The organism is Pseudomonas sp. Irchel s3a18 (assembly GCF_900187535.1).
In the GTDB taxonomy this organism is placed as follows: domain Bacteria; phylum Pseudomonadota; class Gammaproteobacteria; order Pseudomonadales; family Pseudomonadaceae; genus Aquipseudomonas.
In genome coordinates this window covers 222,945-246,619 of record NZ_FYDV01000007.1, presented here as the reverse complement: position 1 = coordinate 246,619, position 23,675 = coordinate 222,945, and the positions used below count along the sequence as shown (strand labels likewise).

Sequence of the window (23,675 nt, the reverse complement as noted above, 5' to 3'; positions counted from 1 at the left end):
ACCGGCATTGATGAGATTGAGTGTGTCACGCCGGACCTCAATGGCGTGCCGCGCGGCAAGGTAATGACCGCTGAGGGCTTCCTCGAGGGGCGACGTTTGCAGATGGCGCGGGGCGTGCTGCTGCAATGCATCATGGGCGGTTACCCGCCCGCACGCTTTTACGGCAGTGACGACGGCGACCTGGCGCTCAACGCTGACCCGCAACAGATCCATCGTTTGCCCTGGAGCCAGCCGCCTCGTGCATTGGCCATCTGTGACGCCGACGAGTTGAGCGGTACAAGCTCGCAACTGTCCACTCGCGGCCAGTTGAAAGCAGTGATCGCCCGTTATGCTGCGCTCGGCCTGGCACCGGTGGTGGCGACCGAGATGGAGTTCTTCGTGTTTGCCCCCAACACTGACCCGACCCAGGCCTTCCAGCCGCCTGTCGGCCTGGATGGGCGCCGGGAGAACGGTCAGTCGGCCTTCAGCGTCTGTTCCAACAACGGCTTGCGGCCGTTTTTCACTGAAGTCTACGAATGCATGGCGGCGCTGGGGTTGCCGCGCGACACCTTTATGCACGAGATGGGCGTCAGCCAGTTCGAGATCAACCTGTTGCACGGCGATCCCTTGCTGCTGGCCGACCAGACCTTCCTGTTCAAGCACCTGCTCAAGGAAGTGGCGCTCAAGCACGGCTTGACCGTGGTGTGCATGGCCAAGCCGCTGCCGCATACGCCGGGCAGTTCGATGCACATTCACCAGAGCGTGGTCGAGATCGGGACCGGGCGCAACGTGTTCAGCGATGAGGCCGGGCAACCGACGGCCCGGTTCCGGCACTTCATTGGTGGCCAGCAGGCGGCCATGGCGGATTTCACGGCGCTGTTCGCGCCGAACGTGAACTCTTATCAGCGGCTGTGCCATCCTTACGCATCACCGAACAACGCCTGCTGGTCTCACGACAACCGGGCGGCCGGCTTGCGGATTCCGGCCAGCGCAGCGGTTGCACGACGGGTCGAGAACCGCCTGCCGGGTGCTGACGCCAACCCGTACCTGGCCATTGCCGCCAGTCTTGCGGCGGGCCTGCACGGTATTGAGAACCAGCTGGAGCCAACAGCGCCCATCCAGGGCGAATTTGAAGTGCCAGAAAGTTTGTCGCTGCCATGTACCTTGCATGCGGCTCTTGAGCGTCTGAAACGTAGCCAGTTGGCGAAGGAACTGTTCGGCAAGGAGTTCATCGAAGGCTACATCGCTTCGAAGACCATGGAGTTGACCAGCTTCCTTGATGAAATCACTCCCTGGGAGCGGCGCGTTTTAGCAGCCCAGGCATAACCGACCCGTCGCCGTCGGGCTATCGTTGACGGTAGCCCGACACTCACTGCAAGGAGCCGCCCGGAACGCCGATGCGCCAAATCTGGAAATCCTTTCGAGCGCTTTATTTCGCCTCGCTGATGATGTTGATCGGTTCGGGCTTACTCAGTACCTACCTGGCGCTGCGCCTCGCTGCGGACCATGTCGACGGTCTGTGGGTTGGTGCATTGATGGCCGCCAACTATTTCGGCCTGGTGCTGGGCGGAAAAATCGGTCACCGGCTGATTGCCCGGGTCGGGCACATACGGGCTTATTCGGCCTGTGCGGGGATCGTCGGCGCGGCGGTACTCGGTCACGGGTTGGTCGACTGGCTCCCGGCCTGGCTGATGCTGCGGGTGGTCGTGGGGCTGGGCATGATGTGCCAGTACATGGTCATCGAGAGCTGGCTGAACGAGCAGGCCGACGCCAAGCAGCGTGGCGTGGTGTTCAGCGGCTATATGATCGCCTCTTACCTGGGCCTGGTGTTGGGCCAGCTGATTCTGGTCATGCACCCGGCCCTGGGGCCGGAGTTGCTGATGCTGGTGGCGCTGTGTTTTGCCCTGTGCCTGGTGCCGGTGACCCTGACCCGGCGCATTCACCCGGCGCCCTTGCACCCAGCCCCCATGGAGCCACGCTTCTTCATGAAGCGGGTGCCGCAGTCGCTCAGCACGGTACTGGGGGCAGGGCTGATTGTCGGCTCGTTCTATGGTCTGGCACCGCTCTATGCCTCGCAGCAGGGCTTGTCCACCGAGCAGGTGGGTCTGTTCATGGGCAGCTGCATCTTTGCCGGCCTGGTGGTGCAGTGGCCGTTGGGCTGGTTGTCGGACCGCTATGATCGGGCACTGCTGATTCGCAGCTTTGCGATTTGCCTGGCGCTGGCGGCCTTGCCTCTGGCGATCATGCCGCAGGTGCCGCTTGAGGTGCTGTTCATCGCCGGCTTCGCCTGCTCGCTCGTGCAGTTCTGCTTGTATCCGCTGGCGGTGGCGTTTTCCAACGACCACGTCGAGGGCGATCGCCGGGTGTCGCTGACGGCCATGCTGTTGATGACTTACGGCGTAGGCGCGAGTATCGGGCCGCTGGTGGCCGGTGTGCTGATGAAGTATTTCGGCAGCCAGATGCTTTATGCGTTTTTCAGTTTCTTTGCCCTGGTCCTGGTGTGGCGAATTCGCCCGAAAGCGGTGACCAACCTGCATCAGGTCGATGATGCGCCGCTGCATCACGTTGCGATGCCCGATAACATGACCAGCTCACCCTTGGTGGCGGCGCTCGACCCGCGGGTGGATGAGCAGGTGGTGCAGGATCAGATGCAAAACGGTGCCAGCCCTGAGCCGGACCCTGAGTCCGGGGTACAACCGGATAGCCAGGCCGATGAGTCCGGCACCGACCCCGAGGATCCGCCGCCGGAGTATCCGTCAGGCCTGAGCGGGGCCAGGCCCTGAGGGCAAAAAAAACGGGCAGTCACCGTCAGGGACTGCCCGTTTTTTGATGCCGTCGGATCAGAAGTCGTCTTTGTCGAAGCGACGTGCCTCGCGCTGCAACTGATAGACAAAACGCTCGACCTGGCGCTGCACCAGACCGCTCATGTTGTGAAAACGCACGCCGGCGAAGGTGGTGTCGATTTTTTCTTCGTGATGCAGGTAACGCAGTTCTACCGGGGCCGTCATGCTGCCGAAGGGCAGGGCGGCGACAAAGCGCTCGTAGACCTGGCCCAGTTGCAGGCCGTTGGTGATGTTACCGTCAAAACGCAGCTTGCAGCCGGTTGCCGAAATGTCCAGCAACTTGCCGTTCAAGGGCGTCTTGAGTTTTTCGCCAGCCAGTTCGATGTTGACCAGTTGCGCCAGTTTCAAGGCGGCACGAAAGGCATTGCGACGCTGGTGGTACACCACCTCATCGGGCAGCGTGCCACGGTAACAGCGACCACCCGTGGATTCGTCGATGGTCAACGGGCCGTTGCTTTCCCAGGCAATACGTACGCCTTCGTGAAAGCCTTCGATGCGGAAAGGTTCGCCTGCCAGCAGGAAGCGCTCGCCATCGCGGGGGATCATTTCGTCCAGCGCGAGCATGTTGTTCTCGCGATCCACTTCGACCAGATAGCTCTGGAAACGCTGGCTGCGTTCATGGAACGTAATGATCAGGGGATCGTGGCTCTCTTGCAGCATTCGCAGATGACTGGCGATTTCCAAAGGGGTCGCGAGCACCTTTGGTGGCTGCGGAGCATCTTCCGCGTTTGAGGCGTTGAACACGGCTTTTCAATCTCCAGGCAGGATACGGTCACACGCAAGGCTAGCATTCTGCCAGCATGTTTGGCGCCTTCATAGGGCGCACTGAATGATGGGGTCAGGCCTGGCTGAGTGGGCGAGGCTTCACCAGCATGGCGGTTGATCCGCGAGCGTCGTAAAGGGTTGGAGACTCGCCTCCGTTGAGGATTTTCAACTGATGGGCGGTGCTGGCTTGTTGCACCTGGATCGAGCGGCCATTGCGCTCATTGGCGGCCTGGCAGTCTTTGAGCAGTTGATTGAGCACATCGCTTTGCGCCAACAGTTCCTGGCCAATGCGGGAGTGGGCGGCGAGTTGCTCCAGGCCGCTGCGGTCAGTCGGCAGGTTGAGGCTGGCCAGCACTTCGCTGCGCCGGCGGCCATGCTGCTCCAGCAGAATGATCAGGCCTTGCTTGCTGGCCAGAATGGTCTCCAGCAGCGGCATGTCGCGACCGTGCAGGGCAAGGGATTCTTGCTGCAGCAAATCCAGCAACTGTTGCGCTGGAGCAAAATCGTCGGTGATCAGTTGCAGTAAATTAGTATCGTGCATGGCTGGCCTTGGGTTTTTAGCGTCCAAAAGCCCTGGCGCCGGCCGTCGGCTAGCGCTGGGCTTCGAAGTTGAGCAGTTTGCTGGCGACGCGGTTGCTGTCGACTTTATAACTGCCATCGGCAATGGCGGCTTTCAACTCGGCCACGCGGGCCTTGTCGACGGCAGGCTCTTCGCGCAGCGTGTCCGTGATCTTCTGCAACTGCTGAGCCTCGTTGCTGAGGTGTACCGATTCCCCGCTCTGGCTGGCCCCGACCTGTTCGGTCTGGGTCGACAGCGGCGCGGTTCTGGCGGCTTCACCGGTTTCCTGGGGGGCGCCGGTACGCGAACTGCTCGTGAGCGTGGGTGCGCTGTTTATGCGGCTGAAATCAATGACCATGGTAAAAAAACCTCTGGGAATTTGGACGCTTGCCATGTTTTCGGCCAATCCCGAAAAAACTTTAGGCTCATTTATCCATGAGCGCGGGCGCGTCGGTATTTGCCCTGCGTGAGGCACAGTTTAGGGAATGGGTCGATTACGCGCCAGTGCTCTACATGGCGACTTCAACCTGGCCGGGCGCGGTCACTTGCGCTTTGATGACCCGTTGAGAGTTCAGGTTCTTGACCCGGATCTGCTCGTTCAAACCGCCATTGGCCAGTGCTTCGCCCGGCATCCGTACGCTGAGGGTTCCGCTGCGGGCGGTGATCACGACCTGGTCGCCCTTGCGCACGACTTCTGCCTGTTCCATGTGAACCAGGGTAATGACCTGGTCATTGACCATGGAACGGACAAGTTTTTGCCCGATCGCCTGATCCACGTTCGTCAGGTACCCCTGGTTGATCAGGCTGATGTCGCGCTCGCGCAGCATCACGTCGAAAGGCTCGATGATTCCAGCGCGCTTGAGGGGCCGGGTGGTGGTCACGACCTCGCGGAACAGGCGGACCTGGGCGGGGACGAAGACTGTCCAGGGGGAGGCGCCGTCACATCGCACCCGCACCGTGACGCGTCCCAACGGCTTGGCGGGGCTTTCCAGCGTCGCTGTCAATTCCTTGTCGCACATGGGCATGCGCAAGCGCGGGTCGAGTTGATTGACCTCGATTTCATAGCGGCCTTCGGTTTGACTGGTGGCCAGATAGTCTTCTACGGTGAATTCAAGAAAGCCCTGAGTGACGCCGATAAGTAGATCAGGCAAGGTAACCGGGTCGGCAAGGGCAGTGCTGCCAGCGTTGAAAACACACGCCGCCGCAACCATGCAGCGCCATCGGCGGCAGGTTGAGGTCAGGCGTCGGAATAATGTCGTGTTCACGTTCATGGCAGTTCAAAAGCAAGCGCCGTGCCGTTTAGTGATGAATGTGCGTCGCAACACACTTAGCGTTGGTGTAGGAGTCTGGGCATGGCTGGTGTAATGGATGCAGTAAACCAGCGCACGCAACTGGTAGGGCAGAATCGCCTGGAGCTGTTGTTGTTCCGTCTCGACGGCCCACAGCTCTACGGGATTAACGTTTTCAAGGTCCGGGAGGTGCTGCAATGCCCGAAACTGACCGTGATGCCCAAATCCAACCCTGTCGTGTGCGGTGTCGCCAATATTCGGGGGGCGACCATTCCGATTCTGGATCTGGCCATGGCCACCGGGTCGGGCGGGTTGAAGGATCAAAGTAATCCCTTTGTGATCATCACGGAGTACAACACCAAGACCCAGGGCTTCCTGGTGCGCTCGGTGGAGCGCATCGTCAACATGAACTGGGAGGAGATCCATCCGCCACCCAAGGGCACGGGGCGCGATCACTACCTGACCGCTGTGACTCGAGTCGACAATCAGTTAGTCGAAATCATCGACGTGGAGAAGGTGCTGGCGGAAGTGGCGCCCACACCGGAGGCGATTTCCGTCGGCGTGGTGGATGTCGAGACTCAGCACAAGGCGTTGTCCTTGCGAGTGCTGACGGTCGATGACTCGTCGGTGGCGCGCAAGCAGGTCTCGCGTTGCCTGCAGACGGTGGGTGTCGAGGTGGTCGCGTTGAACGACGGTCGCCAGGCGCTGGATTACCTGCGCAAGCTGGTCGAGGAAGGCAAGAAGCCGGAAGAAGAGTTTCTGATGATGATTTCCGACATCGAAATGCCTGAGATGGACGGCTACACCCTCACGGCCGAGATACGCAACGACCCTCGCATGCAAAAGCTTCATATCATCCTGCATACTTCGTTGTCGGGTGTGTTCAATCAGGCGATGGTCAAGAAAGTCGGTGCCGATGACTTCCTGGCCAAGTTTCGTCCTGATGACCTGGCATCCCGGGTAGTCGACCGGATCAAAGCAGCAGACATCAGCTAGGGGGCTTTGCCCCTGGCGGTCAACACGATTTAAGAGGCAGCATCATTGTCTACGGGTAATTTGGATTTTGAACAGTTCCGGGTCTTCCTGGAAAAAGCCTGTGGCATTTTGCTCGGTGAGAACAAGCAGTACCTGGTGTCGAGCCGTCTTAACAAGCTGATGGAACAGCAAGGCATCAAGTCCCTGGGGGAGCTGGTCCAGCGTATCCAGGGCCAGCCACGCAGTGGCCTGCGCGAAATGGTCGTGGACGCGATGACCACCAACGAAACCCTCTGGTTTCGTGACACCTACCCGTTTGAAGTCTTGAAGAACAAAGTCCTGCCCGAGGCCATCAAGGCCAGTCCCGGCCAGCGTCTGCGGATCTGGTCGGCCGCTTGTTCGTCGGGGCAGGAGCCGTACTCGTTGTCGATGTCGATCGATGAGTTCGAGCGCGTCAACATGGGCCAGTTGCGGATGGGGGTGCAGATTGTTGCCACCGATCTGTCCGGCACCATGCTGAACAACTGCAAGACCGGCGAGTACGACAGCCTGGCCATTGGCCGTGGGCTGTCGCCCGAGCGCCTGCAGCGCTACTTCGATCCGAAAGGGCCGGGGCGCTGGGCGGTCAAGGCGCCGATCAAGAGCCGGGTGGAGTTTCGCTCGTTCAACCTGCTCGACAGCTACGCCAGCCTGGGCAAGTTCGACATCGTGTTCTGCCGCAACGTGTTGATCTACTTCTCCGCCGAAGTGAAGAAGGACATCCTGTTGCGCATTCACAGCACGCTCAAGCCGGGGGGCTACCTGTTCCTGGGGGCCTCCGAGGCACTGAACGGTTTGCCGGATCACTACCAGATGGTCCAGTGCAGTCCGGGAATCATCTACCAGGCCAAGTGATGGTCGGGTGACAAAAGCGGGAGTCCTCAGGGGCCAATGCCAGTCAGTTAAGCGAACGTCGACCTTTGTAGGAGCGAGCGTGCTCGCGATGGACATTAACGATAACGCGTGTTTTCTGATTAAACGCGTTGCTCTTGAGTTCATCGCGAGCCCGCTCGCTCCTACACATTCGACCTCATCTTCTTAACTGATCGGCATTAGTCAGGGACTCCCTTTTTTTGCCCGATACAGGCTTCTGGACGGTCGCGCACACCGGGTGTGCTGTTGAGGCGGTGCGCTGTTCAGGGCGGCAGAAAAGCGGCAGGTGACGGAAATCGATTGCCGCTTTTCTGGCATTGCCGCGTTGCCGCCGCTGGCAAAGCCCCTATTTACGGGGTTTTACCAGCTGGCACGGGGCTTGCTAAGTACCTGGTACGAAAAATCAGGTCACCCAAAGGTTTCCGACATGAGCATCAGCTTCGATAAAGCGCTCGGTATCCACCAGCAAGCCCTGGGCTTCCGCGCCCAGCGTGCCGAAGTGCTGGCCAACAACATTGCCAACGCCGACACCCCGAACTACAAGGCTCGGGACCTGGACTTCTCGGCCGTCCTGGCCGCCGAGAACGACAAGCACAAGAACGGCACCTTTGCCTTGAACATGACCAACAGCCGTCATATCGAAGCGCAAGGCCTGAGCAGTGGTGACGAGACGTTGCTCTATCGCACACCGATGCAACCGTCGATTGACCAGAACACCGTGGATGCGCAGCTGGAACAATCCAACTACGCCGAAAACTCGGTGAACTTCCAGGCCAGCTTCACGCTGCTCAACAGCAAATTCAAAGGGCTGATCTCGGCCCTGCGCGGAGAGTAATCCATGTCCCTATCCAGTGTTTTCAATATTGCCGGTAGTGGCATGAGTGCCCAGACCACTCGCTTGAACACCGTGGCCAGTAACATCGCCAACGCCGAGACCGTCTCCTCGAGCATCGACCAGACCTACCGTGCCCGGCATCCGGTGTTCGCCACCATGTTCCAGGGCGGCCAGTCGGGCGGCAGCGACTCGTTGTTCCAGAGCCAGGAGGCCGCGGGCCAGGGCGTTCAGGTGCTGGGTGTGGTCGAAGACCAAAGCAACCTGGAAGCCCGCTACGAGCCGAACCATCCGGCGGCTGACGCCAAGGGTTATGTGTTCTACCCCAACGTCAACGTGGTCGAAGAAATGGCCGACATGATTTCCGCCAGCCGTTCGTTCCAGACCAACGCGGAAATGATGAACACCGCCAAAACCATGATGCAGAAGGTCCTGACCCTCGGTCAGTGATAAGGGGCAACTCAGATGAGTGTTACCGATACCACAAGCGGCCTGAGCCTCAAGGACATTCTTGCCAATTCCTCGAAGAAGACGTCCACCACCAACAATGATGGCCTGGCGGCCGCCACCAACAGCAAGACCGGCAAAAACGAACTGGGCAAGGATGCGTTCCTGCAATTGCTGGTGACCCAGCTCAAGAACCAGAATCCGCTGGATCCGCAGGACAACAGCGCATTCGTGGCGCAGTTGGCCCAGTTCAGCAGCCTGGAAGGCATCACCACGTTGAACACCTCGGTGAACAACATTTCCAGTGCGTTCGGTTCCTCGCAAGCCTTGCAGGCCTCATCGCTGGTGGGGCGCTCGGTCATCGTTCAAACCGGCTCGGCCTATGTCGACACCAGCAAGAGCATGACCGGCTCGGTGGTCGTGCCGGCTTCGGTGGCCTCGTCCACGGTGACCATCACCGACAAGGACGGCAAGGCGGTGAAAACCATCGACCTGGGTAGCCAGCCGCAGGGTAATGCCAGCTTCGTCTGGGACGGTACCAATGCGGCGGGCGAAAAAGTCGAGCCGGGTACCTACAGCTTCAAGGCCAGTGCACCGATCGACGACAAGCCTGTCGACCTGATCACTTACCTGCCTGCGACAGTCAACAGCGTGACCGTGAGCCAGACCGGCGGCGAGATGATGTTGAACCTCGCCAACATGGGCACCATCGCACTGTCCAAAGTACAAACTATCGGTCTATAGCGCCGGCTAACGCGGCACAAGGAGTGGAATATGGGTTTTAACGTCGGCCTCAGCGGCCTCTCTGCAGCCAACAAGCAGCTGGACGTTACCGGCAACAACATCGCCAACGTCGGCACCACCGGTTTCAAATCCTCGCGTGCGGAATTCGAAGACGTCTACTCGGCGACCAAGTTGGGTACCGGCAGCAAGAGCATTGGCAATGGCGTGCGCCTGGGCAACGTTTCCCAGCAATTCAGCCAGGGGGACGTGAGCAACACCGGCAACGTGCTGGACATGGCCATCCAGGGTTCGGGGTTCTTCGTGCTCAACGACAGCGGCTCGCTGACCTACACCCGTGCCGGTACCTTCAGGGTCGACAAGGACGGCTTCGTCACCAACAGCGCCGGTACCGCGCGCCTGCAAGGCTATGGCGTCGATGCCAATGGCAAGATCATCAACGGTGTGCTCAGCGACCTGAAAATCGACCAGTCGAACCTGGCGCCGAAAACCACCAGCACCATTTCTTCGAGCATCAACCTGAACTCGAGCAAGCCGAACATCGATCCGGCCGTGACGCCGTTCGACCCGAACAAGCTCGAGACCTACACCGAGATGTTCAGCACGCCGATCTATGACAGCCAGGGCAACCAGCACACCATGGACCAGTATGTGGTCAAGACCGGTGCCAATACCTGGCAGACCTACACCCTGGTGGACGGTCGTAATCCTGACGGCGGCGCCTACGTACCCGCCGGTACTGGTACACCGCCCGTGACGCCGAGTAATCAGGAACCGATGACAATGAACTTCGGTTCGGACGGCAAGCTGCTGAGTATCGTGCCGCCAGCCTCTGGCAGCCCGTACACGGTGAGCGGCACCTCGGTCGTCATGGGTGCGGGTGTCTGGACCCCCGGCACCGTCACCGACGGTGTGTGGGCGGCGAACGGGGCGGTGGGTAACGCCACCGGTATCAGCAACGACCTGACCAAGACCACCCAGTTCAACTCCGAGACGGTACGCAACCTGCCAACCCAGGACGGCTACGCCACGGGCCAGATCACCAACCTGAGCATCGACGGCACCGGCACGCTGTTCGCCAACTTCAGCAACAGCAAGTCCAAGGCCATCGGTCAGATCTCCCTGGCCAGCTTCAACAACGAGCAGGGCCTGCAGCCGGTAGGCGGTTCGGGCTGGAAGGAAACCTACGCGTCTGGTTTCGCCGCCTACGATACCGCTGAAACCGGTACCTTGGGCTCGGTGGTGTCCAACTCGCTGGAAGAGTCCAACGTCAACCTGACCAATGAGCTGGTGGACCTGATCAAGGGCCAGAGCAACTACCAGGCGAACGCCAAGACCATCTCGACCCAGAGCACCATCATGCAGACCATCATTCAGATGGCCTGATGCCGCCGGGCTGACCGCGCAACAGAAAAAGCCCCTCGTCGAGGGGCTTTTTCATTGGGGTCGCGAAGGGTCAGCCCATCATGTCCTTGATCAAGCGCTCTTGCTCCATCAGCTCGCGCTGACGGGCATCGATACGTGACGACAGCGGGAAGTTGTTGCCAGCCTTGCGCTTGGCGAAGTCCAGTTGCTGGATGGCCTGGCGGTAGTCGCCCACCAGTGCGAAGTACTCGGCGCGCGCCTGGTGCAGGCCGATGATGTTGCCGGACTGGCCACGGGTTTCGGCCACCATGTACCAGATGTCCGGATCGTCCGGCCGGGTCTTGAGCAGGGCTTCCAGGGCTTTTTCGGCGTCGGCGGGGCGGTTCTGCTTGAGCAGCAGGTCGACACGTACCTGGTTCAGCGGATAGTTGCCGGGGAATTGCGCCAGCATCCGGTCGACCCGCGCCTGCGCATCTGCCAGGCGATTGTTGGTCATGTCGAGATCGATCTGGGCCAGGTTGTAGATGATTTCGTTGGGGGCCTTGGCCAGCAACGGCTTGAGACTCTCACGTGCGTCGCTCAGCTGTCCTCCCTTGATCTGGGCGATCGCCAGGCCGTAGCGCGCCACGTCGTTTTTAGGGTTGTCATCGAGCTGGGCGCGAAAGCGCTTGGCGCCAAGGCCTGGGGTTTCCTCGTAAATCAGCTGCACGCGTGCGCGAATCAGTTGGTACGTCAGGCTGTTTTCCTTGCCGCCCGGTGGCGCCTGGTCTGCGCGGTTGCGGGTGTCGGCGATCCGCGATTCGGTCACCGGGTGAGTCAGCAGGAATTCCGGCGGCCTGGCATCGAAGCGGTACTGACGCATCAAGCGCTCGAACATGGTGGGCATCGAACGTGGGTCGTAACCGGCTTTTTCCAGGTTGATGATGCCGATGCGGTCGGCCTCCTGCTCATTCTGCCGGGAGAAGCGTCGTTGTTCCTGGATGGCGGCGGCCTGGGTGCCGGCAATCGCGGCGATACCGGCGTCACCGCCACCGGCTGCGGCGACGATGATCCCGGCGAGCAGGGCGGCCATCATCGGCACTTGCATGCGCTGCTGGGCTTCAACGCCGCGGGCAAAGTGGCGTTGCGACAAGTGAGCCAATTCGTGGGCCATGACCGAGGCGTATTCGCCTTCGGTCTGGGCGTTGAGAAACAGACCGCCATTGACCCCGACAATCCCGCCGGGAGCGGCGAAGGCGTTGAGCTGCGGGCTGTTGATCAGAATGAATTCCAGCCTCCGGTCGTTGAGCTGGCTGGTTTCCACCAGGCGGTAGACACTGGTTTCAACGTAGTTTTTCAGCTGTGGATCGTTGAGTTGCGAAACCTGGCTGCGCAACATGGCCAGCCAGGCACGACCCAGATCGTGCTCTTGCTGTGGCGATACGATGGCAGAACTGGCGTCGCCAAGTGACGGCAAGTCGTCGGCGAAGCCTGGCGAGGCGAGCAGGCAAGCGAGCGTCAGCAGCGTGGGGCGCAGAAAAGTCATGCACAAAGCCTTAGTCGACAAAGACCTTACTGTAGCCGGACACTTGCGCTGCGACCAGATATTCTAGGTAACTCAATCACCTATCCGGAGTGAAGCAATGACCGACGCTGTAGAGCATGATGCCGAGCTGGACGCCAGCGGACTCAATTGCCCGTTGCCGTTGCTCAAGGCCAAGATGGCGCTCAACGGGCTGGCCAGCGGTGCGGTGCTCAAGGTGATTGCCACCGACGCCGGCTCGCAGCGGGACTTTCGCACCTTTGCCCGTTTGGCCGGTCATACGCTGCTGCATGAAGAAGACGAGGCCGGGGTTTATCGCTACTGGCTGAAAAAAGCCTGATGATTCAGGGCGCTGACTGATAGGGATCATTAATGTTCAAAGTGCTTCGCGACTGGGTCCAGCGCTACTTCTCCGATGAAGAAGCGGTGGTGCTCGCCGTTCTGCTGGTCCTGGCCTTCACCGCCGTCCTGACCCTGGGCGGCATGCTGGCCCCGGTACTGGCGGGGATGGTGCTGGCCTACCTGATGCAGGGGCTGGTGAGCACCCTTGAGCGTCTGCGCCTGCCGGGTGGCGTGGCGGTGGGGCTGGTGTTCGCGTTGTTCATGGGGCTGTTGCTGGTGTTCATGGTTGTGGCGGTGCCGCTGCTCTGGCATCAACTCATTACCTTGTTCAACGAACTGCCCGGCATGCTCGTCAAATGGCAGTCGCTGCTGCTGTTGCTGCCCGAGCGCTATCCACACCTGGTGTCGGATGAGCAGGTGTTGCGCGCTATCGAGGTGGCCCGCAGCGAGATCGGCAAGTTCGGTCAGTGGGCATTGACGTTCTCGCTGTCCAGCCTGCCACTGCTGGTCAACATCATGATCTACCTGGTGCTGGTGCCGATCCTGGTGTTCTTCTTCCTCAAGGACCGGGTGATGATCGGGCAGTGGGTGCGCGGTTATCTGCCGCGAGAGCGTGCGCTGATTACCCGGGTCGGCCAGGAAATGAACCGGCAGATCGCCAACTACATTCGCGGCAAGGTCATGGAAATGGCCATCTGCGGCGGGGTGACCTACATCGGTTTCATCGCGCTGGGCCTCAACTATTCCGCCTTGTTGGCGTTGCTGGTCGGCGTTTCGGTGGTGGTGCCCTATGTCGGCGCGGTGGTGGTGACGGTGCCGGTCATGCTGATTGCCTTGTTCCAGTGGGGCTGGAGCGATCAGTTCATCTACCTGATGGCGGTCTACGGGATCATCCAGACCCTGGATGGCAACGTGCTGGTGCCGTTGCTGTTCTCGGAGGCGGTGAACCTGCACCCGGTGGCGATCATTTGCGCGGTGCTGCTGTTTGGCGGGCTGTGGGGATTCTGGGGGGTGTTCTTCGCGATCCCGCTGGCGACCCTGTTCAAGGCCGTGCTGGATGCGTGGCCCCGCAAGGAACCGGTGGTGTCGCCGCTGTTGTAACGCGAGAACGCTGTCCCCGTGGCGAGCAAGCTCGCTCGCCACGGTGTGGGAGGGGCTGAACAGGCGTTAACGCATCAGGCCTTGTTCAGCGCCTGGGCCGCGGCCAATACCGCATCCACATGCCCCGGTACCTTCACGCCGCGCCATTCCTGGTGCAGCACCCCGTTCTTGTCGATCAGGAAGGTGCTGCGGTCTACGCCCATGTATTCCTTGCCATACAGCTTCTTGAGCTTGATCACGTCGAACAGCTGGCAGAGGGCTTCGTCCTTGTCGCTGATCAGCTCGAAGGGGAACGCCTGCTTGCACTTGAAGTTCTCGTGAGACTTCAGGCTGTCGCGGGAGACGCCGAACACTTCGGTATTGGCGGCCTGGAACTGCGCGTACTGATCGCGAAAGCCCTGGCCCTCGGTGGTGCAGCCCGGGGTGCTGTCCTTGGGGTAGAAGTAGATCACCGCCTGCTTGCCCTTGAGGGCGGCCAGGCTAATGGTCTGCCCGCTGGTGGCGGGCACTTCGAAGTCGGTGACCGGTTGGTCGAGTGTGACGGCCATGAGCTAGGTCCTTACATCGGGTTCTGTGGGCGCCAAGGTTCGATCAGCGCGTCGAGGTTCAGCGCGTCGGCGAAATCCAGGAACTGATCGCGCAGCCAGCTGATTTGCACGCCGGCCGGCAAGGTCACGGTGAACGTGGCGTTGAGCATGGTGCCGCCGGTTTGCGGGGCCTGGTAGGTGTCACAGGTCAGGTTTTCCAGCTCGACGTTATGGTCGATGAAGAACTGGCACAGCTCATTGACGATGTCCGAGCGGTAGGCGGAGCTGACATAGGCCACATACGGCAGGGCTTGCGGGCGGTTTTCCAGCGCGGCGCTGCGCACCACGTTGACGGTGAAGGCGTGTTTCTTGGCCAGGCTCGGCAAGCCGGCTTCAAGGCGCGCCAGGGCGTCCCAGGAACCGGAAATCTCCAGGATGAGCGCGCTGCACTCGCCATGGCGAGTCAGGCGGGAGGTGACCACGGCGCAGCGATTTTCATGGCTGGCGCGGCACAGGACGTTAGTCAGCTCCATGGGGTTGGCGCCGAGGGCACTGATGACAAGGAATTGTTCGCGAACTGTGGGGGTGGACATGCAGCCTTCCTAAAGCGATGAGCGGTCGGTACGTCCATGGACTGATGTGTCGGGCGTGCGTCCATATGCGAAATCAACAAAGCCCGGTCCAGACGGTTGCTTCGAGCTCAAACAGGGCGAGTTCGGGGAGTTGGCAACGCAGGAACGGGGCTTGTGGGGCCGAAAATGGAGGCTTGCACCCGGCGCTCGGGCCTGTCGGTACGGATCAAAGTCTGAAGGGTAGCGAAAACCGGCGCCAAGGGGAATGGCACGAGCGCAGTACTTCGCTTGTGCAAGCATCTTGGCGCCAGTACCATTACGGCTCTCTTTTTCCGGCAGGAGCGGTTGCATGATTGCGGGCAGTATGGTGGCACTGGTCACACCCATGGATGCACAGGGTCGTCTGGACTGGGACAGCCTGAGCAAACTGGTGGACTTTCACCTGCAAAACGGCACCCACGCCATCGTGGCGGTCGGTACTACAGGCGAGTCGGCAACCCTGGACGTCAACGAACACATCGAAGTGATTCGTCGCGTGGTCAAGCAGGTCAACGGTCGCATTCCGGTGATCGCCGGCACGGGCGCCAACTCGACGCGCGAGGCGATCGAGTTGACCACCAATGCGAAGACTGCCGGCGCCGATGCGTGCCTGCTGGTAACGCCGTACTACAACAAGCCGACGCAAGAAGGCCTGTACCTGCACTTCAAGACCATCGCCGAAGCCGTCGACATCCCGCAGATCCTCTACAACGTGCCGGGTCGTACCGCGTGCGACATGCTGCCGGAGACGGTCATCCGCCTGTCGACCGTGAAGAACATCATCGGCATCAAGGAAGCCACCGGCGACCTGTCCCGCGCCAAGGCCATCATCGATGGCGTGAGCGAGGACTTCCTGGTGATTTCCGGTGACGACGCCACGGCGGTCGAACTGATCCTGATGGGCGGCAAAGGCAATATCTCGGTCACCGCCAACGTTGCCCCTCGCGAGATGGCCGATCTGTGCGACGCTGCCCTCAAGGGCGACGCCGAGACCGCGCGCGCTATCCACGAAAAACTGATGCCACTCAATAAAACCCTGTTTATCGAGTCCAACCCTATTCCCGTGAAATGGGCGCTGCATGAGATGGGCTTGATGCCGGACGGTATCCGTCTGCCGCTCACCTGGCTCAGCGAAGCCTGTCACGAACCGCTGCGACAGGCCATGCGCCAGTCCGGCGTACTGGTTTAATTGAGGAAGTACTACGCATGAAGCGAATGGCCGGACTTTCCGCACTTGCCTTGATCATCTCCAGCACCAGTGGCTGCGGATGGCTGTGGGGCCCGGAAGGTTATTTCCGTGACCGTGGTAGCGATTACCTGAACGCGCAACAGACTGCGCCGATGCAACTGCCGCCGGACGTCCAGACCGCCAAGCGCCTGGACCCTTTGCTGCCGATTCCGCGCAACGTAGCCGACGACAGCGTCAAGGGTGAGTACATCGTTCCTCGTCCGCAGCCCTTGTCGGGCATTGCCGAGGCCAGCGATTACAGCCTGCAGAAAAGCGGCGACTCGCGTTGGGTAATGGCCCAGCGTCCACCGGCTGAAGTCTGGCCAGTGGCGGTGCAGTTCTTCCAGGACAACGGTTTCCGCCTGGATGAACAGCGCCCGCAAACCGGCGAGTTCACCACGACCTGGCAGCGTTCCGACGACCTGTCGGCGACGATGGCCAAGCGCATGGCCAGTGCCGGTATCGCGTCCGACAGCGAAAGCCGTGTTCGGGTGCGTATCGAACCAGGCGTGCAGCGCAACACCAGTGAAGTCTACGTGGTCAGCGCCGAGCGTCCTGCCGGCAGCACCGAGGACGTCGCGTTCACCAATCGTTCGGTCAACACCAGCCTGGACGCCGCGCTGGTCGACGACATGCTGGTCAGCATGAGCCGCATCTCCGAGAAAGGCGGTTCGGTGTCGATGCTCGCTTCCCGTGACTTCGATACACCAAGCCGGATCAGCCTGACCGAAGACGGCAGCGGCAACCCGGTACTCAACCTGGGCAACGACCTCGATCGTGCCTGGTCGAGCGTGGGGCGTGCGCTGGAGCAGGGCGAATGGCGGGTTGAAGACATCAACCGCAGCCTGGGCCTGTACTACATCAACCTTGCCGAAAAAGCCGAGAGCAACGAGAAGCCTGGCTTCTTCGCCAGCCTGTTCGGCAGTTCGCCGGCCAAGGAAGAAGTCGAGGCACGTGCCGAGCGTTATCAGGTTCGCCTGAGCAAGGTGGGTGAGAACGTCCAGGTGACCGTCGAGAAAGACATCAACACCGTGGCGCCGGCTGATGTGGCGCGCAAAGTGTTGGGCATGATTCAGGACAACTTGGGCTGATCAGATGCGTTTCGCCGTTCTCGGCAGCGGTAGCCAAGGGAACGGCACGCTGATAGCCAGTGATGACACCTACATCCTGGTCGATTGTGGTTTCTCCCTGCGGGAAACCGAAAAACGCCTGCTGCGCCTGGGTGTAAGCCCGACGCAGCTGAGCGCGATACTGGTGACCCACGAACATGCCGACCACGTGCATGGCGTGGGTTTGTTGTCTCGGCGCTACACTATTCCTGTTTACCTCAGCCGTGGCACCTTGCGCGGGATGCGCAAGCCGGTTGAACCGGCAGGGTTCGTGGCCGGTGGTGAACAGCTGCAGATCGGCGGGTTGAGCATTGGCGTCATTGCCGTGGCCCACGATGCGCAGGAGCCGACGCAGTACGTCTTCAGTGACGGCACGCGGCGTTTCGGTCTGCTGACCGACCTGGGTTCGTATGGCTCCACCGTGCTGGACGGCTATCAGGACCTCGATGCATTGATGATCGAGTCCAACCACTGTCGCGACCGGTTGGCCCGTGGTCACTACCCGGTCTTTCTCAAGCAGCGGGTCGGTGGCGAACTGGGACATTTGAACAACCATCAGGCCGCAAGCCTGGTGGCGGAGTTGGGCTGGCAAAACCTGCAACATCTGGTACTGGCCCACTTGAGCAGCAAGAACAACCTGCCGCAGCTGGCCCGGCAATGTTTTGTCGACACCCTCGGGTGCGACCCGGACTGGCTGCAACTGGCCGATCAAGATTCAGGGCTCGACTGGCGACATATCGCCTAGCCCATCTACTTAGCAAGCGGAGCCCATCATGGAAAAACGTGAAGAACTCTACCGCGGCAAAGCCAAGTCGGTTTACAAGACCGACGACGCTAACCGTCTGATCCTGCTGTTTCGCAACGACACCTCGGCGTTCGACGGCAAGCGCATTGAGCAGCTCGACCGCAAAGGCATGGTGAACAACAAGTTCAACGCGTTCATCATGCAGAAACTCGAAGCCGCCGGCGTGCCGACCCAGTTCGACAAACTGCTGGGCGACAACGAGTGCCTGGTGAAGAAGCTGGACATGATCCCGGTCGAGTGCGTCGTGCGTAACTACGCCGCCGGCAGCCTGGTCAAGCGCCTGGGTGTTGAAGAGGGCATGAAGCTCAACCCTTACACCTTCGAGCTGTTCCTGAAAGACGACGCCAAGGGCGACCCGTTCATCAACGAATCCCACGTCGTGGCATTCGGTTGGGGCACCGCTGAGCAACTGGTTCGCATGAAAGAACTGTCGCTCAAGGTCAACGAAGTGCTGAGCAAGCTGTTCGACGACGCCGGCCTGCTGCTGGTCGACTTCAAGCTGGAATTCGGCGTGTTCCACGACGGCACCATCGTCCTGGGCGACGAATTCAGCCCGGACGGCTGCCGCCTGTGGGACAAGGCTACCGGCAAGAAGATGGACAAGGACCGCTTCCGCCAGGGCCTCGGTGACGTTATCGAAGCCTACGAAGAAGTTGCCAACCGCCTCGGCGTACCGCTGTAATCGACGCAAGCATCTGATAGCACGGAAAAAATTTCACTTGAGGGTTTGCTTTCGGTGACCGTGCTGTTATGATGCGCGCCGTTGGAGAGATGCCAGAGTGGCCGAATGGGACGGATTCGAAATCCGTTGTACCTTCACCGGTACCTAGGGTTCGAATCCCTATCTCTCCGCCATTACATAGAAAAAGCCCCCGTCGCTGAAAAGTGACGGGGGCTTTTTCGTTTCTGGCGTTTTTATTGGGCGTGATGGCGGATGTCGCGGGGGGAGATTGCCCCGGGAAGGTTCGGCGCGTCGCCGAACGACGTCCAGCTAAGGGGTAGCATCAGGGGAGAAGGCCGTTACCTGTGCTGCGCCGTTCAACCCGCCAACGCATTCAAGACATGCACAGGATCATTATGAATGGCCTTGAGCAATGCTTTAGCCGGCCCTGTCGGCTCGCGGCGACCTTGTTCCCAGTTGCGTAGCGTGCTGAGTTGTACGCCAATCAGCGCCGCGAACCTGGCCTGGGTCAGACCGGTTGCCTTGCGAATTGCTTTGACTTGCAGTGCGTCAACATGGAAATCACGCGAAGGCTGACGCTCCCCTCGTACGATTTCATCCATCTGTTGCACGCTTTCCATCAGCTCATCAAAAAATGTGCTCATGGTTATCTCCAGTATTCGATGACGGCCTTCAACGCTTTTCGCTCGTCGGCGGTCAGTACATGTACGCCATTGGCTTACTTTTTTGCCATGCTAATCCGGCCTGAATGGACTTTCATCTGCTCGGTTGTAACAGCGTTTTGAGTAGCGTTCGATCAACAGGCGAGCGGTAAACATGCGATCACGCCGTACCCACCACCCCACCCTTTAACACCGCCGCAACCCGGATCGCACTGCGCATAGTCATCACCTCCACCCACTGAACTACACACCACCTGCGTGGCACGCCCTTGCTGGTGCGGATCTACGTGCTTTACTTCGGCGTGGGCAGTCTGTTCGCGATACTCCCGCTGATTCGCGGCAGCCTGTCCTGGCCATACTTGCGTGGAGGTTTCTGGTACGTTGCGTTCGCCCTGACCCTGAGCGTTTCGGCTTAGGTGGGTGAAGTCTTGCGCGGTAGCCTGCGTGCGGTTCCGCGCGGCGAACTGGAAGCGGCGCGAGCCTATGGCATGCGGCCCTGGCCGTCACCGTCCCGCCGGGCGCAGCGAACCAGGCGTGAACCCACACAGTGCGGGTCCATGAGCCACTGCGGGTGGTGGCCGTCATCTACATCATTCTGGTGATCGTGATTGAACAGGGGTTTGCCTGCATCGGCAAAATGCCCCAACGACAGGCCTGATTTCAAGGTGTATGGAAACGTTGGCCTGCGGGCTGATAAGGAGTTTCAGATGAAATACTCATCGATGGTCAAGCGCATCAGCGGTGAAACCGTCACGGCCTGGGATATTCATTACGCGGCGTGTGAGGCACAGGAGCGGGGTGAAGATGCGATCGTGCTGAGCATCGGCGACCCGGACTTCGCCACCGCCGATGACATTTGCGCAGCGGCGGTCGAGGCTCTGACGCAAGGGGACACCCATTACACCCACGTGATCGGTCGCCCGGTATTGCGTGAAGCGATTGCCGCCAAGCAATCGGCCCTGCTGGGACAGCCGGTGTCGGCTGACAACGTCGCCCTGGTGGCCGGGGCGCAGAACGGTTTGTATGCCACCGCGATGTGCCTGTTCGAGCACGGTGATGAGGTGCTGGTGCCGGCGCCGATGTACCTGACCTACGCCGCGAGCATTCAGGCCTCGGGTGCGCGGTTGGTGCCGATTGCCCAGCCTGCGGAAAAAGATTTTCGCCTGACCCTGGCCGCGCTCGAAGTGCTGGTGACCGACAAGACGCGCGGCATTGCCCTGGCCACGCCGAACAACCCGACCGGCAACGTCTATACCCGTGAAGAGCTGGAGGCCGTGGCGCTGGTCGCCCAGCGCCACAACCTGTGGGTCATCAGTGACGAGGTCTATGGGCAATTGACCTATGATCGTCCGCACCTGAGCGTGGCGTCGTTCGAAGGCATGGCCGAGCGCACCATCGTGCTCAACAGCCTGTCCAAGTCCCACGCCATGACCGGTTGGCGGGTGGGCTGGGTGGTCGCACCGCTCGAGCTGATCGGCCATCTGGATAACCTGATGCTGTGCATGCTCTATGGCTTGCCGGGCTTTATCCAGGCGGCCGCGCTCAAGGCGCTGGAGCTGGATGAGCAGGTGGTCGGCGAGGGGCGGGCACTGTATCGCCGTCGCCGCGACCTGGTGGTCGAAGGGCTGCGCGATGTGCCGCTGCTCAAGTGCAAGGTGCCCGAGGCCGGCATGTTCATGTTGGTCGATGTGCGCGACAGTGGCCTGTCGAGTACTGATTTCGCCTGGCAACTGTTCCGTGAAACTGGGGTGGCGGTACTCGATGCCAGTGCGTTCGGTGCCAGCACCGCAGGTTTTGTGCGCATCTCCTTCACCGTGTCCGATGCCGCGCTGAGCGATGCCTGTGGTCGCATCGCCGGGTTCATCAAGCGGCTTCAGGCGCGCCACTGAGGACGGTGGCCACGCCGGCTCAATCAATCCGCGATGTGGATAGACGGCGCTCCCTGGCGCTTCATAAACTGTCGCCAGTCTTGAAGACCGGGGGCGGTAGATGAATCGCAATGAACTGCGCAAGGCCGACATCAACCTGATGGTGGTGTTTGAAACGCTGATGCTTGAACGCAACGTGACGCGGGCCGCTGAAAAACTGTTTCTCGGCCAGCCGACTATCAGTTCGGCGCTCAACCGTTTACGCGTGATGCTCAATGACCCGCTGTTCATCCGGGTCGGCCACCGCATGGAACCCACCGCACGGGCCGAAGAGCTGATCCAGCACCTCTCGCCGGCGCTGGACGCCTTGTCTTCGGCGCTGAGCCTGACCCGCGAGTTTGATCCTGCCACCAGCACCATGACCTTTCGCATCGGTCTGTCTGATGACGTTGAATTCGGCTTGCTGCCACCGCTGTTGCGCGCCTTGCGGCAGGAGGCGCCGCAGGTGGTGTTTGTGGTTCAGCATGTCGACTATTGGCGCATCCCCGATTTGCTGGCGTGCGGCGACATCACCGTCGGCATCAGCCAGACGCGTGGTTTGCCGGCCAACGCCAAGCGCAAATTGCTGCGGCACATCCAGCCCAGTGTGTTGCGCGCCGATGCCTGCGATACGCCACTGACCCTCGATGAATATTGCGCGCGCCCCCACGTGCTGGTTTCGCACACGGCCAATGTCAGTGGCTTTGCCGATGAGTGGCTGGCCGAGATCGGCCGTACGCGCCAGGTGGTGTTGTCGGTGCCGCAATACAGTTCGTTGCCGGCCTTGCTCGCCGGCACCGACATGATCGCCAGCCTGCCGGACTACGCGGCGACCGCGATGGCCGCGTCGGGCCAGTTGTTCAAGGAGCCGTTCCCGTTCAAGACGCCGACCCTGGACCTGTCCATGGTCTGGCTCAGTCACGTCGACACCGACCCTGCTGAACGCTGGCTGCGTTCGCGACTCGAAACCTTCATGAGTGAACATGGCGTACCAGAGCCATAGGACCTGTGTCGTATGCAGAGGCAGGACCGCGCTGTGATATAGGTAGGACCTTTCACCAAAACCCCAAGGAGCTTCACAATGCCTCACCTGCACATGGAATACACCGCCAACCTGCCTGAGCTCAATGCCGATGTGGCGTTGCTGCGCTTGAACCATGCGTTGGTCGCCTCCGGCCAGTTTTCCGCGGAGTTCGACATCAAGAGCCGTGCGGTGCAGGTGAGCCGGTTCCGGGTCGGCACCGGGCTGGGCGAGCGCGGCTTTGTCCATGTGCAACTGGCGATGTTGAGTGGCCGCTCGCCGGCGATCAAGAAGCAATTGTCCGAGAGCCTGTTGGCCGTGTTGCAGGAACTGTGCGCATGGCCGGCCGAAGTCGATGTGCAACTGTGCGTCGAGATTCTGGACATCGACCGCGAGTCCTACACCAAGACCGCCATCGGTCATTGATACCCGGTACGCGGTATCAGGACAGGTCTTGCCCGGTACAGGCCTGGATGACTTGCTCGCGTAGCCAGGTGTTGGCACTGTCCCGCTCGCTGGCCTGGCTCCACTGCATGTCGAGGGTGAAACCAGGCAGGCCGTTGGGGGCCTCGCGGGGGCTGAACAACGACCGGTCTGCCAGCGCTTGCTGGATGCGTCGGGGCAGGGTCAGCACGAAGTCGGTGCCGCGGATCAACTGGAGTGCCGCGCTGTAGCTGTTGGCGCGGGCCACGATCTGGCGCTTGTGCGCCTGTTGCGCGAGCCAGCCGTCGACCATGTTGGTGGTGGACGTCCAGGGGGTGGGGAACACGTGGCGGCGTTCGACGAAGGCTTTCAGGCTCAAGCGCGGTTCCAGTGGGGCGGCCGATTTGTCGACCACGCATACCAGATCGTCCTCGAGCAGCACCTGTGACCTGAAGTCGCCGTGGGCGCGATGGAAGTGGGGGCCGAAGCACACCACCAGGTCGATGGAACCCTCGCGCAGGTCCTCGGCCGGGATGTCGGTCTCCAGTTTCTGCACGTTGATGGTGACCGGCAGGTCGGCGTCATCGAACGCCTTCAACAGGCGCGGCAGGATCAGCTGTTCAAAATACTCCGGCGCACAGATGTTGAAGGTCACGGCCTGTCGGGTCGGGTCGAAGGCCTGGACCCCGGCATGGCACAGGTTGATGCTTTCGAGGATCTTCAGCACATGGGGGTACATGCTGCTGGCCTTGTAGGTCGCCCGCATGCCGGTGCGGGTACTGATGAACAATTCATCCTCGAAACTGGTGCGCAGTTTCTTCAGGCAATAACTCACCGTGGACTGGCTGACACAGAGTGAGTCGGACGCCCCGGTGACGTTGCGCTGTTCATACACGGCGATGAACACCATCAGGTCCTGCATGTCGAGCTTTCTAAGCGAGTTACTGTTGAGCATCCGTACCGTCTCGTTCTGCTCGTTGCGCAGGACCTGCGCAAACGTGTGCGAGCGATGCTAACGGAACGATGGT

26 protein-coding genes, 1 tRNA gene and 1 pseudogene are annotated in these 23,675 nt (G+C 60.7%); 19 read left to right on the top strand and 9 right to left on the bottom strand.

Going from position 1 to position 23,675, the window contains the following annotated elements; all coding sequences use genetic code 11:
* Positions 1-63: 63 nt before the first annotated feature.
* Together CKW29_RS12965 and CKW29_RS12960 are read left to right on the top strand one after the other, a co-directional pair.
* A complete protein-coding gene (locus CKW29_RS12965) occupies positions 64-1,305 on the top strand; it encodes a glutamine synthetase family protein (protein WP_176465328.1) in 1,242 nt (413 codons plus the stop codon).
* 71 nt (positions 1,306-1,376) lie between these two features.
* The gene (locus tag CKW29_RS12960; protein WP_095145543.1) at positions 1,377-2,762 is read left to right on the top strand and encodes an MFS transporter; all 1,386 of its coding nucleotides are present in this window, start codon (positions 1,377-1,379) and stop codon (positions 2,760-2,762) included.
* A 57-nt stretch (positions 2,763-2,819) separates the two neighbouring features.
* Here the strand turns inward: CKW29_RS12960 and CKW29_RS12955 are convergent, their stop codons facing one another.
* From CKW29_RS12955 to flgA, 4 genes are all read right to left on the bottom strand, one after another.
* Positions 2,820-3,566, bottom strand: coding sequence for a flagellar brake protein (locus CKW29_RS12955; protein WP_095145544.1), 747 nt, complete (start codon positions 3,564-3,566; stop codon positions 2,820-2,822).
* 94 nt (positions 3,567-3,660) lie between these two features.
* Entirely contained in the window at positions 3,661-4,128 is a 468-nt protein-coding gene (locus CKW29_RS12950) for a flagella synthesis protein FlgN (RefSeq protein WP_095145545.1), read from the bottom strand.
* A 49-nt stretch (positions 4,129-4,177) separates the two neighbouring features.
* Positions 4,178-4,504, bottom strand: a complete 327-nt coding sequence (gene flgM / locus CKW29_RS12945; RefSeq protein WP_095145546.1) for a flagellar biosynthesis anti-sigma factor FlgM — start codon at positions 4,502-4,504, stop codon at positions 4,178-4,180.
* A 151-nt stretch (positions 4,505-4,655) separates the two neighbouring features.
* Positions 4,656-5,417: a flagellar basal body P-ring formation chaperone FlgA gene (gene flgA, locus CKW29_RS12940; protein WP_095145547.1), complete on the bottom strand. Its 762-nt coding sequence runs from the start codon at positions 5,415-5,417 to the stop codon at positions 4,656-4,658.
* An 81-nt stretch (positions 5,418-5,498) separates the two neighbouring features.
* Between flgA and CKW29_RS12935 the strand changes: the two genes are divergently transcribed.
* From CKW29_RS12935 to flgE, 6 genes are all read left to right on the top strand, one after another.
* Positions 5,499-6,431, top strand: a complete 933-nt coding sequence (locus CKW29_RS12935; protein ID WP_095145548.1) for a chemotaxis protein CheV — start codon at positions 5,499-5,501, stop codon at positions 6,429-6,431.
* 45 nt (positions 6,432-6,476) lie between these two features.
* Entirely contained in the window at positions 6,477-7,304 is an 828-nt protein-coding gene (cheR, locus tag CKW29_RS12930; RefSeq protein ID WP_095148624.1) for a protein-glutamate O-methyltransferase CheR, read from the top strand.
* 445 nt (positions 7,305-7,749) lie between these two features.
* Positions 7,750-8,157 (top strand): flagellar basal body rod protein FlgB, encoded by a 408-nt coding sequence (flgB, locus tag CKW29_RS12925; protein ID WP_095145550.1) that lies wholly within the window; start codon positions 7,750-7,752, stop codon positions 8,155-8,157.
* Positions 8,158-8,160: 3 nt separating this feature from the next.
* Complete coding sequence (flgC, locus tag CKW29_RS12920) at positions 8,161-8,604, top strand: flagellar basal body rod protein FlgC (protein ID WP_095145551.1); 444 nt, start codon at positions 8,161-8,163, stop codon at positions 8,602-8,604.
* A gap of 15 nt (positions 8,605-8,619) precedes the next feature.
* Positions 8,620-9,345, top strand: coding sequence for a flagellar hook assembly protein FlgD (flgD, locus tag CKW29_RS12915; RefSeq protein ID WP_095145552.1), 726 nt, complete (start codon positions 8,620-8,622; stop codon positions 9,343-9,345).
* Between the two features lie 30 nt (positions 9,346-9,375).
* Positions 9,376-10,728 carry a flagellar hook protein FlgE gene (gene flgE, locus CKW29_RS12910; RefSeq protein WP_095145553.1) on the top strand — a complete coding sequence of 451 codons (1,353 nt, stop codon included), beginning with the start codon at positions 9,376-9,378 and terminating at the stop codon, positions 10,726-10,728.
* A 70-nt stretch (positions 10,729-10,798) separates the two neighbouring features.
* Here flgE and CKW29_RS12905 read toward each other — a convergent pair whose 3' ends face one another.
* Complete coding sequence (locus CKW29_RS12905) at positions 10,799-12,232, bottom strand: M48 family metalloprotease (RefSeq protein WP_095145554.1); 1,434 nt, start codon at positions 12,230-12,232, stop codon at positions 10,799-10,801.
* A gap of 97 nt (positions 12,233-12,329) precedes the next feature.
* On the opposite strand from CKW29_RS12905, the gene CKW29_RS12900 reads away from it, so the two are divergent.
* The gene (locus CKW29_RS12900) at positions 12,330-12,569 is read left to right on the top strand and encodes a sulfurtransferase TusA family protein (RefSeq protein WP_095080359.1); all 240 of its coding nucleotides are present in this window, start codon (positions 12,330-12,332) and stop codon (positions 12,567-12,569) included.
* A 32-nt stretch (positions 12,570-12,601) separates the two neighbouring features.
* The gene (locus tag CKW29_RS12895; protein ID WP_095145555.1) at positions 12,602-13,672 is read left to right on the top strand and encodes an AI-2E family transporter; all 1,071 of its coding nucleotides are present in this window, start codon (positions 12,602-12,604) and stop codon (positions 13,670-13,672) included.
* A gap of 74 nt (positions 13,673-13,746) precedes the next feature.
* Here CKW29_RS12895 and CKW29_RS12890 read toward each other — a convergent pair whose 3' ends face one another.
* On the bottom strand, positions 13,747-14,220 hold the full coding sequence (locus CKW29_RS12890) for a peroxiredoxin (RefSeq protein WP_095145556.1): 474 nt from the start codon (positions 14,218-14,220) through the stop codon (positions 13,747-13,749).
* Positions 14,221-14,231: 11 nt separating this feature from the next.
* On the bottom strand, positions 14,232-14,792 hold the full coding sequence (locus tag CKW29_RS12885) for a glycine cleavage system protein R (protein ID WP_095080353.1): 561 nt from the start codon (positions 14,790-14,792) through the stop codon (positions 14,232-14,234).
* Positions 14,793-15,120: 328 nt separating this feature from the next.
* Here CKW29_RS12885 and dapA point away from each other — a divergent pair, with 328 nt between their 5' ends.
* The 5 genes from dapA to CKW29_RS12855 all read left to right on the top strand — a co-directional run bounded on the left by dapA (position 15,121) and on the right by CKW29_RS12855 (position 18,807).
* Positions 15,121-15,999 (top strand): 4-hydroxy-tetrahydrodipicolinate synthase, encoded by an 879-nt coding sequence (dapA, locus tag CKW29_RS12875; RefSeq protein ID WP_095080349.1) that lies wholly within the window; start codon positions 15,121-15,123, stop codon positions 15,997-15,999.
* Between the two features lie 17 nt (positions 16,000-16,016).
* Positions 16,017-17,129 carry an outer membrane protein assembly factor BamC gene (bamC, locus tag CKW29_RS12870; RefSeq protein WP_095145558.1) on the top strand — a complete coding sequence of 371 codons (1,113 nt, stop codon included), beginning with the start codon at positions 16,017-16,019 and terminating at the stop codon, positions 17,127-17,129.
* A 4-nt stretch (positions 17,130-17,133) separates the two neighbouring features.
* Positions 17,134-17,892 (top strand): MBL fold metallo-hydrolase, encoded by a 759-nt coding sequence (locus CKW29_RS12865; protein WP_095080341.1) that lies wholly within the window; start codon positions 17,134-17,136, stop codon positions 17,890-17,892.
* A gap of 28 nt (positions 17,893-17,920) precedes the next feature.
* Positions 17,921-18,634 carry a phosphoribosylaminoimidazolesuccinocarboxamide synthase gene (gene purC / locus CKW29_RS12860; protein ID WP_047526793.1) on the top strand — a complete coding sequence of 238 codons (714 nt, stop codon included), beginning with the start codon at positions 17,921-17,923 and terminating at the stop codon, positions 18,632-18,634.
* 83 nt (positions 18,635-18,717) lie between these two features.
* Positions 18,718-18,807: transfer RNA gene (locus CKW29_RS12855), tRNA-Ser, on the top strand.
* 183 nt (positions 18,808-18,990) lie between these two features.
* Here the strand turns inward: CKW29_RS12855 and nadS are convergent.
* Positions 18,991-19,278, bottom strand: coding sequence for a NadS family protein (nadS, locus tag CKW29_RS12850; RefSeq protein ID WP_095145559.1), 288 nt, complete (start codon positions 19,276-19,278; stop codon positions 18,991-18,993).
* 263 nt (positions 19,279-19,541) lie between these two features.
* Between nadS and CKW29_RS12845 the strand changes: the two are divergent.
* The 4 genes and pseudogenes from CKW29_RS12845 to CKW29_RS12830 form a co-directional block, all read left to right on the top strand.
* Positions 19,542-19,793, top strand: a pseudogene (locus tag CKW29_RS12845) (nickel permease); the annotation flags it as partial.
* A 210-nt stretch (positions 19,794-20,003) separates the two neighbouring features.
* Positions 20,004-21,185 carry a pyridoxal phosphate-dependent aminotransferase gene (locus tag CKW29_RS12840; protein ID WP_095145560.1) on the top strand — a complete coding sequence of 394 codons (1,182 nt, stop codon included), beginning with the start codon at positions 20,004-20,006 and terminating at the stop codon, positions 21,183-21,185.
* A gap of 100 nt (positions 21,186-21,285) precedes the next feature.
* Complete coding sequence (locus tag CKW29_RS12835) at positions 21,286-22,206, top strand: LysR family transcriptional regulator (protein ID WP_095145561.1); 921 nt, start codon at positions 21,286-21,288, stop codon at positions 22,204-22,206.
* Positions 22,207-22,284: 78 nt separating this feature from the next.
* Positions 22,285-22,650, top strand: coding sequence for a 5-carboxymethyl-2-hydroxymuconate Delta-isomerase (locus CKW29_RS12830; RefSeq protein WP_095145562.1), 366 nt, complete (start codon positions 22,285-22,287; stop codon positions 22,648-22,650).
* Between the two features lie 16 nt (positions 22,651-22,666).
* Here the strand turns inward: CKW29_RS12830 and CKW29_RS12825 are convergent, their stop codons facing one another.
* The gene (locus CKW29_RS12825) at positions 22,667-23,602 is read right to left on the bottom strand and encodes a LysR family transcriptional regulator (protein ID WP_095145563.1); all 936 of its coding nucleotides are present in this window, start codon (positions 23,600-23,602) and stop codon (positions 22,667-22,669) included.
* Positions 23,603-23,675 lie beyond the last annotated feature (73 nt).

Excerpts from the sequence above, each read along its gene's own strand:
- flgA (WP_095145547.1), bottom strand. The coding sequence starts at position 5,417 with ATGAACGTGAACACGACATTATTCCGACGCCTGACCTCAACCTGCCGC.
- CKW29_RS12840 (WP_095145560.1), top strand. The coding sequence starts at position 20,004 with ATGAAATACTCATCGATGGTCAAGCGCATCAGCGGTGAAACCGTCACG.
- dapA (WP_095080349.1), top strand. The coding sequence starts at position 15,121 with ATGATTGCGGGCAGTATGGTGGCACTGGTCACACCCATGGATGCACAG.
- nadS (WP_095145559.1), bottom strand. The coding sequence starts at position 19,278 with ATGAGCACATTTTTTGATGAGCTGATGGAAAGCGTGCAACAGATGGAT.
- CKW29_RS12835 (WP_095145561.1), top strand. The coding sequence starts at position 21,286 with ATGAATCGCAATGAACTGCGCAAGGCCGACATCAACCTGATGGTGGTG.
- CKW29_RS12830 (WP_095145562.1), top strand. The coding sequence starts at position 22,285 with ATGCCTCACCTGCACATGGAATACACCGCCAACCTGCCTGAGCTCAAT.
- CKW29_RS12895 (WP_095145555.1), top strand. The coding sequence starts at position 12,602 with ATGTTCAAAGTGCTTCGCGACTGGGTCCAGCGCTACTTCTCCGATGAA.
- CKW29_RS12960 (WP_095145543.1), top strand. The coding sequence starts at position 1,377 with ATGCGCCAAATCTGGAAATCCTTTCGAGCGCTTTATTTCGCCTCGCTG.
- CKW29_RS12885 (WP_095080353.1), bottom strand. The coding sequence starts at position 14,792 with ATGTCCACCCCCACAGTTCGCGAACAATTCCTTGTCATCAGTGCCCTC.
- flgE (WP_095145553.1), top strand. The coding sequence starts at position 9,376 with ATGGGTTTTAACGTCGGCCTCAGCGGCCTCTCTGCAGCCAACAAGCAG.
- flgM (WP_095145546.1), bottom strand. The coding sequence starts at position 4,504 with ATGGTCATTGATTTCAGCCGCATAAACAGCGCACCCACGCTCACGAGC.
- flgB (WP_095145550.1), top strand. The coding sequence starts at position 7,750 with ATGAGCATCAGCTTCGATAAAGCGCTCGGTATCCACCAGCAAGCCCTG.
- CKW29_RS12965 (WP_176465328.1), top strand. The coding sequence starts at position 64 with ATGACCGCTGAGGGCTTCCTCGAGGGGCGACGTTTGCAGATGGCGCGG.
- flgC (WP_095145551.1), top strand. The coding sequence starts at position 8,161 with ATGTCCCTATCCAGTGTTTTCAATATTGCCGGTAGTGGCATGAGTGCC.
- CKW29_RS12865 (WP_095080341.1), top strand. The coding sequence starts at position 17,134 with ATGCGTTTCGCCGTTCTCGGCAGCGGTAGCCAAGGGAACGGCACGCTG.
- flgD (WP_095145552.1), top strand. The coding sequence starts at position 8,620 with ATGAGTGTTACCGATACCACAAGCGGCCTGAGCCTCAAGGACATTCTT.
- CKW29_RS12900 (WP_095080359.1), top strand. The coding sequence starts at position 12,330 with ATGACCGACGCTGTAGAGCATGATGCCGAGCTGGACGCCAGCGGACTC.
- CKW29_RS12935 (WP_095145548.1), top strand. The coding sequence starts at position 5,499 with ATGGCTGGTGTAATGGATGCAGTAAACCAGCGCACGCAACTGGTAGGG.
- CKW29_RS12905 (WP_095145554.1), bottom strand. The coding sequence starts at position 12,232 with ATGACTTTTCTGCGCCCCACGCTGCTGACGCTCGCTTGCCTGCTCGCC.
- CKW29_RS12890 (WP_095145556.1), bottom strand. The coding sequence starts at position 14,220 with ATGGCCGTCACACTCGACCAACCGGTCACCGACTTCGAAGTGCCCGCC.
- bamC (WP_095145558.1), top strand. The coding sequence starts at position 16,017 with ATGAAGCGAATGGCCGGACTTTCCGCACTTGCCTTGATCATCTCCAGC.
- CKW29_RS12950 (WP_095145545.1), bottom strand. The coding sequence starts at position 4,128 with ATGCACGATACTAATTTACTGCAACTGATCACCGACGATTTTGCTCCA.
- purC (WP_047526793.1), top strand. The coding sequence starts at position 17,921 with ATGGAAAAACGTGAAGAACTCTACCGCGGCAAAGCCAAGTCGGTTTAC.
- CKW29_RS12825 (WP_095145563.1), bottom strand. The coding sequence starts at position 23,602 with ATGCTCAACAGTAACTCGCTTAGAAAGCTCGACATGCAGGACCTGATG.